Origin of the sequence: Bacillus sp. DTU_2020_1000418_1_SI_GHA_SEK_038 (genome assembly GCF_032341175.1) — a bacterium.
Lineage (GTDB): Bacteria > Bacillota > Bacilli > Bacillales > Cytobacillaceae > Cytobacillus.
On record NZ_CP135435.1, the window covers coordinates 833209 to 845457 of the forward strand.

The 12249-nt window shown below is 36.5% G+C and carries 8 protein-coding genes and 1 pseudogene; all 9 read left to right on the top strand.

What is annotated here, in order from left to right:
- The first annotated feature begins 228 nt into the window (after window positions 1-228).
- The 9 genes and pseudogenes from RRV45_RS04235 (at window position 229) to RRV45_RS04275 (ending at window position 12170) form a co-directional block, all read left to right on the top strand.
- Window positions 229-2301: a hydantoinase/oxoprolinase family protein gene (locus tag RRV45_RS04235; protein ID WP_315667506.1), complete on the top strand. Its 2073-nt coding sequence runs from the start codon at window positions 229-231 to the stop codon at window positions 2299-2301.
- Between the two features lie 3 nt (window positions 2302-2304).
- Window positions 2305-4080: a hydantoinase B/oxoprolinase family protein gene (locus RRV45_RS04240; RefSeq protein WP_315667507.1), complete on the top strand. Its 1776-nt coding sequence runs from the start codon at window positions 2305-2307 to the stop codon at window positions 4078-4080.
- Window positions 4081-4124: 44 nt separating this feature from the next.
- Window positions 4125-5372, top strand: a complete 1248-nt coding sequence (locus RRV45_RS04245) for a Zn-dependent hydrolase (protein WP_315667508.1) — start codon at window positions 4125-4127, stop codon at window positions 5370-5372.
- 201 nt (window positions 5373-5573) lie between these two features.
- Entirely contained in the window at window positions 5574-6992 is a 1419-nt protein-coding gene (ncs1, locus tag RRV45_RS04250) for an NCS1 family nucleobase:cation symporter (protein ID WP_315667509.1), read from the top strand.
- 77 nt (window positions 6993-7069) lie between these two features.
- Complete coding sequence (locus RRV45_RS04255; RefSeq protein ID WP_315667510.1) at window positions 7070-7819, top strand: aspartate/glutamate racemase family protein; 750 nt, start codon at window positions 7070-7072, stop codon at window positions 7817-7819.
- Window positions 7820-8042: 223 nt separating this feature from the next.
- Window positions 8043-9386, top strand: a complete 1344-nt coding sequence (locus RRV45_RS04260; protein ID WP_315667511.1) for an NCS1 family transporter — start codon at window positions 8043-8045, stop codon at window positions 9384-9386.
- A gap of 102 nt (window positions 9387-9488) precedes the next feature.
- Window positions 9489-9818 (top strand): DHCW motif cupin fold protein, encoded by a 330-nt coding sequence (locus tag RRV45_RS04265; RefSeq protein ID WP_315667512.1) that lies wholly within the window; start codon window positions 9489-9491, stop codon window positions 9816-9818.
- Window positions 9819-10488: 670 nt separating this feature from the next.
- On the top strand, window positions 10489-11631 hold the full coding sequence (gene solA / locus RRV45_RS04270) for an N-methyl-L-tryptophan oxidase (protein WP_315667513.1): 1143 nt from the start codon (window positions 10489-10491) through the stop codon (window positions 11629-11631).
- Between the two features lie 221 nt (window positions 11632-11852).
- Window positions 11853-12170, top strand: a pseudogene (locus RRV45_RS04275) (SDR family NAD(P)-dependent oxidoreductase).
- The last annotated feature ends 79 nt before the right edge of the window (window positions 12171-12249 follow it).

The following is a 12249-nucleotide window of genomic DNA, read 5'->3' on the forward strand; positions in this document are numbered from 1 at the left end:
CATACGAAAAAAGAAAGAAATAAAGAAAAATAAAAAATGATTTACATGGGTATGGACCTAACCAACTTAATTTGACTTTGTCAGCCGTCTCTTTGGTTGACAGGCTGATACTATCTGTATTTTTTATATTAGTCTGCACTGTTTAATTGAAAGTTTGGCCATTAATCTTTGGATTTGGCATGGTACTTGCATTAATAAAAAGTATTACATTAAGGGAGGCACTGCACTATGAAATTATTTGGAGTAGACGTTGGTGGAACTTTTACAGACGTAATATTTAACGATACAGAACAAAGGATTACAGCCATTCATAAAGTTCCCACTACAATGGATGATCCTTCTACGGGAGTTGTACAAGGAATAGTAGAACTATGTGAGCGTCAAAATATTGACAAATCACAAATTGATCACGTTTTTCATGGTACAACGATTGCAACGAATGCAATTCTAGAGTATAAAGGTGCGAAAACCGGGATGTTAACGACAGAAGGATATAGAGATATTATCCATATTGGAAGACATCAACGTCCGCAGAACTACTCTATTATGCAAGATATCCCTTGGCAAGATAAACCTTTAGTTCAGCGTAGAGACCGTATTGCTGTGGCAGAAAGAATGGGACCAGTTAAAGACCAGGTAATTCTGCCTTTACAGGAAGATCAAGTACGTAAAGCTGTTTTGTCGCTTAAAGAAAAGGGCGTTGAATCTATTATTGTTAATTTCTTATTTTCCTATATTAATCCTGGTCATGAACAAAGAGTCAAAGAGATCATTCAGGAAGAATATCCGGAGGCTTTTATCACGGTCTCTTCTGAGGTTTCCCCGCAATTTAGAGAATTTGAGCGTTTCACAACAGCATCTATTAATGGATTTGTTGGACCGAAAGTAAAAAACTATATTCAAAATTTAGAGGAGCGATTAAAGGATTCAGGTGTCTCTGCTGAGCTTCATATTATGTGTTCAAACGGTGGAGTGGCAACTCCTAAAACAGTTTCTGAAAAACCGGTAAATACTTTATTATCAGGTCCAGCTGCGGGTATCCTTGGAGGCGCATGGGCAGGAGAGTTAACAAATCGGCAAAAACTAATCACTTTTGATGTCGGTGGCACTAGTGCTGACATTGGTATTATCACTGATAACGGCTATAGTGAATCTACTGCACGTGACACATGGATTGCAGGTTATCCTGTTATGGTTCCAATGATTGATATTCATACAATTGGAGCAGGGGGTGGCAGCATTGCTCATATCGATGAAGGCGGTGCATTTAAGGTAGGACCAAGAAGTGCAGGATCACATCCAGGGCCGGCTTGCTATGGACACGGAGGGTTAAAGCCTACAGTAAGTGATGCAAACGTTGTACTCGGAAGAATAGATGAGCATAACTTTCTTGGTGGAGAAATGAAAATTTATTCAAATGAGGCCTATAAAGTAATTGATGAGCTAGCCGGAAATCTGGATTTAAGTAGAGAAAAAACAGCAGAAGGAATCTTGCAAATTATGAATAACAATATGGCTAATGCAATTCGAGAAAAAACAATTCAAAAGGGAGAAGACCCGAGGGAATTCTCATTAGTGGCATTTGGAGGAGCAGGTCCCCTCCATGCAGTAGAAGTTGCTAAAATCTTAAATATTCCAGAGGTCATAATCCCACTATATCCAGGAATTAACTCAGCAACAGGATTATTGACTACTGATTTAAAATACGATGTTATTAAAACGGAATTTATGTTTAGTACGAATATGAATTTCTTTAGTTTGAACGATGATTTTAGTGGCTTAGAAACACAATTGGTTACACAATTGAAAGCGGACGGCATTGATGAGAAAGATATTCAAGTGATCCGCAGCGCTGATTGTCGATATGCAGGTCAAGGGTATGAATTACGGGTTGATTTGCCGGATGGTGTGCTTGATGAGGTAACAATTATAGAAGCATTTAATAATTTCCATGAAAGTCATAAATCTGAATATGGTCATAACTTCCTTGATAGCCCAATTGAAATTGTAAATATACGTGTAACAGGTACTGGATATATGCCAAAAATTGAAAAGCAGGCTATCCATCATGAACATCAACTTAAAGCTGCAATGCTAAAAATAGGTGAAACGATTTTTAACGTTAACGGTAATCTTGAAAAAGTGAAGACGAAGTTTTACAAAAGGGAAATAATTCCAGTAGGTGTAGACTTCCAAGGTCCTTGTATTGTGCTTCAAAAAGATACAACCACTGTCATTCCGCCGAACTGTTCAGCTTATATCGAGGAATACGGAAATATGATTATCAAGGTAGGTGTATAGTATATGACACAAATCAAAAGTAAAAAAATCGATCCTATTACTGTTCAAGTAGTTCTTGGTGCTTTAGAAAATGTTGCAGTTGAAATGGGGCATAAGCTTGCGAGAATGGCATATTCGAGCATAATCAGAGAATCAGAAGATTTTGGCTGTGCACTTGTTGATCTTAAAGGCCAACAGTTATGTGAGTCTTCGCACAGTACTCCGCTACAATCCGGTCCAATTCCAGGATACGTCCAAGGAATACGTCAAATCATGGATGAACGTGGTGATACATTTAATCCTGGAGATGTGATAATGCATAATTCTCCTTATCATGGTGCGTCCCATGGGCCGGATGTAGGTTTTTGTATCCCTGTATTTTATCATGATAAGCTGATAGGATTTTCAGTTACAACTGCCCACCATTTAGATATTGGCTCTTCTACTCCAGGAAGCTGTGGAATCGTTGACGCTGTTGATGCCTATGCAGAAGGTCTGCAATTTAAAGCGATAAAAGTATATGAAAAAGGAGTTAAAAATCGTTATATATGGGATTTATTAAAAGATAATATCCGTGCACCTAAATTGGTTGTAGGTGATATGGAAGCACAAATTGCAGCTGCTAAAATCGGTGTTCAAAGATATATTGAGATTATTGAAAAATTTGGATTAGAAACTGTTGAAGCAGCCAGTGAAGAACTAATGAATTACTCGGAAAAAATGATGAGAGACGCGATAAAAAAGCTTCCAGATGGAGAGTACACAGCAGAAGGTAATTTAGATGGCTACTTAGATAGTAATGATCCAGCAAAAAAAGATTTGAAAATTAGAGTAACAGTTAAAGTAAGTGGAAGTGATATTACCGTTGATTTAACGGGCACTTCCCCACAAGTAAGTGATAGACCAATTAATATGCCTTTACTCGGAACAGTTGATATTGCAATATATTTAACTTTACGTTCTATATTATTAGATTCAACCATTTATGGAAATTTCCCGCAAAACTCCGGACTGATTCGTCCGATTAAAATTGTAGCACCTAAAGGGACATTATGTAATCCCATCTTCCCAGCTCCTTCGATTGCACGTTTCTGCTCAGGGAATATTGTGGCGGATACTCTAATGAAAGCTTTGGCACAAGTAGTTCCTCATCAAATTAGTGCAGGTGTTGGAAATCTGCAAGTGGTTGCTTTTAGTGGTAAAAAGGATGATAACTATTGGGTATATATGGACATTATGGAGGGAAGTTACGGCGGGCGCTATGGAAAAGATGGTATGGATGCTGTGGATACGTTGTACGCCAACACGAGAAATAATCCAATCGAGGACATTGAGTCACATTATCCACTAAGAGTAAACCGCTATGAGCTAAAAGATTATGAATGTGCACCAGGTAAGTGGCGCGGGGGAATTGGTTCTGTTAAAGAAATTACGTTCTTAAATGAAGGAAGTTTTTCAGTGGAGGCAGATGGACATAAATATGCTCCATGGGGCTTTGACGGGGGATATTCTGGTTCAACAGGAAGCCTTCGTATTCGCGAAAAAGGAACGGGTGAACTTGTTCAACTTCCATCCAAACTTCCAAACAGAACTGTGAAAATGGGAGATACCATTCAATTAGCTGGACCAGGTGGCGGAGGATATGGAAATCCTTTTGAAAGAGATCCTGAGAAAGTGCTAGGCGACTATTTAGATGGATTTATTTTAAAAGAAAATGCTTTAAAGGATTATGGGGTTGTTATTACAGATACAGGAGAGGTCGATTACGAGCAAACTTATGAAAGAAGAAAAAGTAAGTAACGAGTTTTCGTACTTCCAAGTATTGTTTACTAAAGGAGGATGACATGCAAACAATTTGCAAGATTAATGGCGATAGAATTTATTCTCGTATTCTACGCCTAGGGGAAATTGGGAAAAATGATCAAAATGGTGTACATCGCTTAGCTTTAAGTAAAGAAGATAAAGAAGCTCACTTATTAGTCTCACAGTGGATGGAAGAAGCAGGGCTAAGTGTTTCACATGATCATTTCGGTAATTTAATAGGCAGAAAAGAAGGTGAGAATCCTGATTTACCTGCAGTGATGATTGGTTCTCATATAGATTCCGTGCGAAATGGGGGACGCTTTGATGGCATTATAGGTGTCATTGCAGGGATTGAAGTTGTGCAGGCTATTACATCTGCTCAAATAGTTCATCAACATCCTCTTGAAGTAGTTGCCTTCTGTGAAGAGGAAGGCTCACGATTTAACGATGGACTTTTTGGGAGCAGAGGGATGGTTGGTAGAATAAATGAAAGCGACCTGTTAAAAAAAGATGAAAATGGGATTAGTCGATACGAGGCATTAAAATCATTTGGTTTTGGAGTAGATCCAGATCGAATCAAAGAGTCCATTCGAACAGATAAAGATATCAAATTATTTTTGGAGATGCATATTGAACAAGGACCAATCTTAGAAACAAATGGCCATGCGATAGGTATTGTAGAAGGAATTGCAGGTCCTTCCTGGTACAGCATTTTTCTTTCTGGTGAGGCAGGTCATGCTGGAACTGTACCGATGAATTTACGGCATGATCCTTTAGCGGGAGCAGCAGAAATAATATCTGAAATAGAAAGGCTATGTAAACAAGAACCCGAAAAAAAGACGGTGGGGACTGTTGGAATCATTCAGGCATTCCCAGGTGGAAGTAATGTTATACCAAGCTCTGTTGAATTCTCACTTGATTTAAGAGATATCGACTTACAACGACGAAACAATGTATATGGGAAAATAGTAAACAAAGTACAAAATATATGTGAAAAAAGAGGATTGACATACAGAATCGAAAAGCACTTAGATGTGGATCCGATAGCGTGTTCGGAAAATGTAGTCTCCTCATTACGTGAGATTAGTAGGAAAAAAGGGATTGCTGCTCCGCTTATGATTAGCGGTGCAGGTCATGATGCAATGTTAATGTCAGAAATTACGGACATCGGAATGATTTTTGTAAGATGTGAAAAAGGTATTAGCCACCAACCGAACGAAAAAGCTGAACAAAAAGATATCACACTTGGGACGGAGTTGCTGTTGGAGGCCGTGTTAAAGTTTGTTTAGAAATGTATGGCGGTCAGAAATGGCTGCCATACAAAAAGGTCATTTCGGTTTATATATTCTGAAAATTGTGTATTTTCAGTAAAAAACTAGACATATAAAACTGTGGAGAAATTATTGAAAAATCATTCCTAATAATACTTACCAGATGATACTGAAAACTTTCTTCTAAGTAAAAAAATGAAATGAAAGGGAGATAGGTCTATGAATTATGATTCAGAAAAAGGAATTAGTTTAACTGGTAAGGATATCATGCCTACGACAGACAATCAAAGAAATATTTCCACATTGGGTTTCCTAGTTTTATGGATTGGGATTGCTGTACAACTTGTCACCTTCATTGCAGCAGCACAGCTTTACCCTGCTTTATCACCAACACAAATTATTATTGCTTGTATACTTGGGAATCTTGTTGTCGCTCTTCTCTTAACATTACTTGGAGATATAGGTATTAAATATGGTATTCCGTATGCTGTTTATATCAGAGCCTGTTTCGGTTACCTTGGTGCACATATACCTGCAGTGGTTCGAGCTATTCCCGCTATATTTTGGTTTGGATTCCAAACTTGGATGGGTGCATATGCACTAAATGTCATTATGGAAATGCTAACTGGATATTCAAACCTTATGATGTTAATTATTGTGTTTGGAGCTGTGCAAATCATTAATACGGCCATGGGGATAGAAGCAATAACAAAGTTTGAATGGTTAGCATCCCCTAGTATTTTGATTATCGGAATTCTTTTACAGGTTTTTATCATGAATCAACATGATTTAACGTTCAGTGATATATTTGCTAAAAGTGGTGAAGGTGGCGTATCCATGGGATTTGCTGTTGTAGTCATGATGGGTACTTATATTACGATGGCACTGAATGCCCCGGATTTCACTCGCTTTTTAAAGACTAACATAGATAAAAATAATCCTAGTTGGTGGAAAGAGAATAAGGGGAGCTTTATAGGGCATACATTCGGTCTAGTTGGATCTATGTTATTGTTTACGATAATTGGTTTAACGAGTGGTGTAGCAACTGGAAACTGGAATCCAATTGATGTAATGGTTCAAACGATGGGACAGGATAATCCATGGTTATTAATAGTGTGTTTAGCCTTTGTAATCCTAGCACAGTGGTCTACTAATATAAGTGCCAATTTATTGCCACCAGGATATATTATCGTTAACTTTTTCCCGCGAAAAATAACATTTGTAACAGGATCGATTATTGCAGGTGTTTTAGGATTGCTTCTTCAACCTTGGAATTATGCAGACTATGTTCCTCAAATACTAATGGTCATTACCGCAACTTTAGCACCTATCGTTGGAATTATGTTCACAGACTATTACTTTTTAAGAAAACGTCAGGTTAATGTCGATGAACTATATAAAGCCGAAGGTCAATATAAATATTGGTATAATGTGAATCCTGCTGCAATTATTGCGTATATTCCAGCTGGTCTATCCGTTCTGCTTTTTCCTGATTACGGATTTGTTTCTGCTTTGTTAATTGCAACAGTATTGTACTATACATTGATGAAATATTGGATTTGCAAAGTCTATGAACAGCCAGAAATTACAAATACAAACTTTAAAGTGGATCATCATGAGGCTAAGAAAGAAGCATAAAATCTAGTTTTGGGCGATGGGAAAACTCTATAGCCACTAGATATTTAATTGAATTTTTTAATAGGAGGAAAAATAAAATGAAAATTAAAGTGATTAATCCGAATACAACGTGGGAAATGACGAAAGGTATTGAAAATGCTGCAAAGTCTGTTGCAAGGTCAGACACACAAATAATAGCAGTGAGTCCTCAAATGGGTCCAGCCTCCATCGAATCTTATTATGATGAGTATTTATGTATTCCTGGTGTACTTGAAGAAATTAAAAAGGGGGAAGAAGAAGGAGTAGATGGATTTGTTATTGCTTGCTGGGGTGATCCTGGTTTACAAGCTGCAAGGGAAGTTACAGATAAACCCGTGGTGGGTATCGCTGAAGCGTCAGTCTATTTAGCTTCAATGCTAGCAGCCAGATTTTCCGTTGTAACAGTCTTACCTAGAATTAAAACGATGTTAGAAGATCTTGTTGATTCTTATGGAGTAAGTAAAAGAGTATTAAACATCAGGACGACTCCGATGTGCGTTTTAGATTTTGAGAGAGATCCTGAAGCTGGGATGGAAATGTTAAGACAAGAGGGAAAAAAGGCGGTTGAAGAAGATAAAGCGGAGGCTATTTTGCTTGGCTGCGCAGGTATGGCTGAATTTGCTGATAATCTTGAAAAAGAATTGGGAGTCCCAGTTATTGATGGAGTAGTAGCAGCAGTTAAATTTGCGGAATCTATTGTCGATTTAGGAAAGAAAACTAGTAAGTTAAAAACATATAAATATCCTGAGAAAAAGACATTTGTTGGTGCGTTAGAGAAATTCGGAAAGAGTCAGTCTACAATTAAGTAGTAGATTTGAGTATTTAAACAAATTTTATATATAGATAATCTTATATAAGTATTTCAATTAAGATGGGCAAATATTTAACTACCGTGAATTTGTCCATCTTTTTTTATAAAAAGAAATATTCATCTGCTACATGATTATTGACAGGTTCATATAGCATGCCTAGTTCAATAAATACAAAGCTTTTTTAGAAGAATATAAATGGAAAAACGGGAGGTTGAGAGAAATGGGGCAGAATTCTACGGAAATTGCGAAAGGTTCAAGAAGAGAATCTCTAAATCCAGTATCGAGTGAGAATAGAATTTTTGGGCTAACAACCTATATTACCCTTTGGATTTCGTCTATGGTAGTTATCCAAATTTTTATGGTTGGCCAGTCGTTTTTGCCGCCTGCAGGGAAGTTGAATATATTTCAAGCAGGGGTTGTTACTGTTATTTCTGCTTTGTTTATTGGTTTGCTGTTTGTGATTAATTCAAGGCCCGGAATCAAATATGGGATTCCGTTCATTGTTCAAGCACGATCTTCATTTGGATATAACGGGGCAAGGATTGCTTCATTAATAAGGGTTTTACCTGCTGTATTTTGGTATGGAATTGGATCTTGGATTGGTGCTTCAGCGATGGAATTTGTTACACAAACAATTTGGGGATGGGGCAATATTTGGGTTTATTTTATTTTATTTCAAGTAGTTCAGACGTTTATTGCCTATTTTGGGATGAATACAATTAAGTGGTTTGACTCCATTTTGTCTGTTGTTGTCCTTGGCTTCTTAATTTATATAACAATTCAGCTTATTAATGCAGGTGGGCTAAAAATAGCAAATACGTGGAATACAAGTGGGAGCTGGGGGATGCCATTTTTTGCAGCGATTACAGCATCTGTCGGAATTTTGATTACAGCTGCAATCAATAATGGGGATTTAAGTAGATATCTTGAAAATAAACCAGGTTACAATGCAATTGGGCACTTTGTTGGGATAGTACCAATGTTTATCATCATACTTGGAATAGGGGTATTATCTGCTGCTGCTACCGGGATATGGGATCCGGTGCAAGCACTAGTTTCAGTTATTCCAAACCCTATTGTTGCAGTTGCAATGATGATTTTTATTATCGTTGCTCAAATCACTACTAATTTAACCATTAATATTAAGCCACCTGCAATAGTATTAATGGAAACATTTAATATTACTTGGGGATTGTCAGTTATTATTGTGGGATTGTTAAGTATTGTCACTTTCCCATGGCTATTAATTTCAAGCTCTGTCTTTAACACTTTCATCTCGTTCTATTCTGCATTTCTTGGACCATTGTTAGGTATCCTTATTGCGGATTACTATTTTATCCATAAACAAAAATTTAACGTTGAATCACTTTACAATAAAACAATTAAATATAATTGGTTAGGGCTCGGCTCGCTTCTCATAGGTGGAATTATTGGTGTGATCTTTTTACCGATTTCCTGGATGGTCAGCATGCCAATCAGTGCATTGCTTTACTGGGCTGGTTATCAATATCTTCCTAATTATAAATCGAAGAATGCAAGTAATGGGGTTGATATAACATATTAAAAATTATTATTGGTTCTAATTGTTTGGGAAGTTGAAATTGCAATGCTTGGTAAAGAGAATTATAAAATTGGTATATTTTAATTCAGGAATGAGAGGAGAAAAATGAAAATAATTGACGTACCATTCAGTACTATTGCTTGGAATTCTATTGAACCTAAGTGGGACGAAGGGGAGACAGGGAAGGCTTCATCGAAAACTTTCGAAATTGGCAATTTACGTGTAAGAATGATAGAGTACTCACCTGGATACCTTGCCGATCATTGGTGTAGTCGGGGACATGTAGTTTTAGTTCTAGAAGGAGAATTGGGAATTGAACTAGCTGATGGTCGTATTTTTCAGTTAAACACAGGAATGAGTTTTCAGGTTGCAGAAGGTGCTGAAGCCCATAGGTTATCTGCTGAATCTGGAGCTAAAGTATTTATTGTTGATTAGAAAATTGCAGTGGGATAGCATATATTCTTGAGAATAATACATTGAATGTGTAAGACCACAAATGAATTAAGTAGATATTAAAGAATAAACATGGTAATTAATAGACAAACAGTAAAGCAAAGACCTTCTTTTATGACATAGTACGGATTTATGAATTTTTATAATATGGGATTCTACCATCAATACTTAGCGCATTCAATGGTGATCAAATAGAAAAAATCATTATAAAGGAAGGAATGGAGAATTATCATTTCTTCCTTTTAAATGATTAAGACATCATTTATTTATCTCACATAAAATTTCGATAGAGCATCTATCACATCCACCATATCAATTTACAAACACACCTCAAAAATACCGAGATTGTTATTGTTGATTTAAAATATTGTTCGATAATTTATAAAATATTAGCGGTCAAAAGAAAATTTTATATTATCAGGGGGTTTATCAAATTTAAATATCTTATCAATTTTTTGCTTAAATTGTTCAAATTAGGGATATTTCACGAAATGAGAATTTCGATTAAATTTTGATATTTATATTAGAAGTAGAAAAGCTTTAAACTATGGCGAAGGTTAGCGTTAATGCAAAGTATTAGAATATCAAATATAATAGATATAAAAACAATACTGAAAACTGTGTCTGTAGGTTATTATGGAGGTTTAATAACATGCATTATGACGTAATTGTCATTGGGGCAGGTTCAATGGGGATGGCAGCAGGTTATTTTTTATCAAAGAGTGGGAAAAGAACTCTATTAATAGATTCTTTTAATCCACCACATAACAAGGGGAGTCACCATGGGGACACTAGAATTATTAGGCATGCTTATGGAGAAGGGGAAGAGTATGTTCCGTTAGCTCTCAAAGCCCAAGAATTATGGCATGACTTAGAGAATGCTACTGGAAAACAATTGTTTCTCCAGACAGGAGTTCTCAACGTTGGTAATGAAAAATCGGATTTCATCCAAAACATCATCTCTAGTTCAAAGAGATATGCGTTACCACTTGATGTTCTAGATTCAATTGAAGTGAATAATCGTTGGCCTGGTATCACTTTACCTAACGATTTCATTGGGTGCTTTGAACCAACATCAGGAGTGCTAAAATGCGAGGAATGCATTGATGCATACAGGGAACTTGCTGTGCTGCAAGGAGCTTCCATCTTAACAAACAGTAAAGTGAAAGAAATAGTAGTTCATGACCAAAAAGTAACGGTCAAGACCGAGGACCAGACTTTTTATTCTGAGGCATTAGTCGTTTCAGCAGGGGCATGGTCAAGCAGTCTCCTTTCCATGTTAGATTTGAACCTCCCTCTTAAACCAGTTAGAAAAACATTTGCTTGGTTCGATGCTAATGAACATTTATATAATCATCGAGATTTTCCCGCTTTTGCATTTGAGACATCTCAAGGCCTTTATTATGGCTTTCCAAGCATCAATAGTTCTGGATTAAAGGTAGGTCGTCATGATGGAGGGGAAGAAATAAATCCAGATGAATCCATACTAGGATTTGGTGAAATAGAGGAAGATGAAGCAGATTTAATACAATTTTTGAATGCCTATATGCCTTCTAAAAAACAGTTGAAGTATGGTAAAACATGTATGTATACACTTACTCCTGATGAAAATTTTATTATTGATTTGCATCCTGTATATCCAAACGTGGCTATTGCATCAGGTTTCTCAGGGCATGGCTTTAAATTTAGCAGTGTTGTTGGTCAGATTTTAAGTGAATTAATTATTTCTGGGAAGGCTGACCAAAACATTTCTCCATTTTCAATCAAACGATTTAAAGAGAAATTCTTTAACTAGCTTGGAGAAATATTTTATCTTTCCCGTTAGGGAGCGATTCTGGAGCAACATATCATTATTATAAAACCGATACTTAATTTAGATATGAATCTATTTTGATCAGTCTTTTTATCAAAATGGATTATTTTTACTAGTAAATACTGATTTGTGAAGATTTTTTTGAATGTGTTCCTGGAATAGGTGAAGGCTATAGGGTTCAAGCCCTGAACAGTGAGGGAAGTATTAAAGGTAGTCCGGGAGTTTCACCTTATATTGCTTCAAAACATGCAGTAGTAGGATTAACTAAAGCTTCCGCATTAGAAGTAGCAAGTGCTAATGTAAGTGTGAATTCCATTCATCCATCACCTGTTAACACAAGAATGATGCGTTCTTTAGAAGATGGATTGAATGTAGAACAAGAAGATTTAGCATAGGCTATTCCATAAGGGCGTTACGGTGAACCAAGTGATATTGCTAATTTAGTATTATTCCTTGCTTCTGATGAAATTTCATTTATCACAGGAGTTCAGTATAGAGTTGACGGTGGAATGGGAGCGTAAGATTTCAGGACTCGAAACAAACTCTTTATAATCTGAATTACTGATAATTTTGTAATTAAAAAGAAAGCCCAATATATTT

Excerpts from the sequence above, each read along its gene's own strand:
- RRV45_RS04240 (WP_315667507.1), top strand. The coding sequence starts at position 2,305 with ATGACACAAATCAAAAGTAAAAAAATCGATCCTATTACTGTTCAAGTA.
- RRV45_RS04245 (WP_315667508.1), top strand. The coding sequence starts at position 4,125 with ATGCAAACAATTTGCAAGATTAATGGCGATAGAATTTATTCTCGTATT.
- ncs1 (WP_315667509.1), top strand. The coding sequence starts at position 5,574 with ATGAATTATGATTCAGAAAAAGGAATTAGTTTAACTGGTAAGGATATC.
- RRV45_RS04235 (WP_315667506.1), top strand. The coding sequence starts at position 229 with ATGAAATTATTTGGAGTAGACGTTGGTGGAACTTTTACAGACGTAATA.
- RRV45_RS04260 (WP_315667511.1), top strand. The coding sequence starts at position 8,043 with ATGGGGCAGAATTCTACGGAAATTGCGAAAGGTTCAAGAAGAGAATCT.
- RRV45_RS04265 (WP_315667512.1), top strand. The coding sequence starts at position 9,489 with ATGAAAATAATTGACGTACCATTCAGTACTATTGCTTGGAATTCTATT.
- solA (WP_315667513.1), top strand. The coding sequence starts at position 10,489 with ATGCATTATGACGTAATTGTCATTGGGGCAGGTTCAATGGGGATGGCA.
- RRV45_RS04255 (WP_315667510.1), top strand. The coding sequence starts at position 7,070 with ATGAAAATTAAAGTGATTAATCCGAATACAACGTGGGAAATGACGAAA.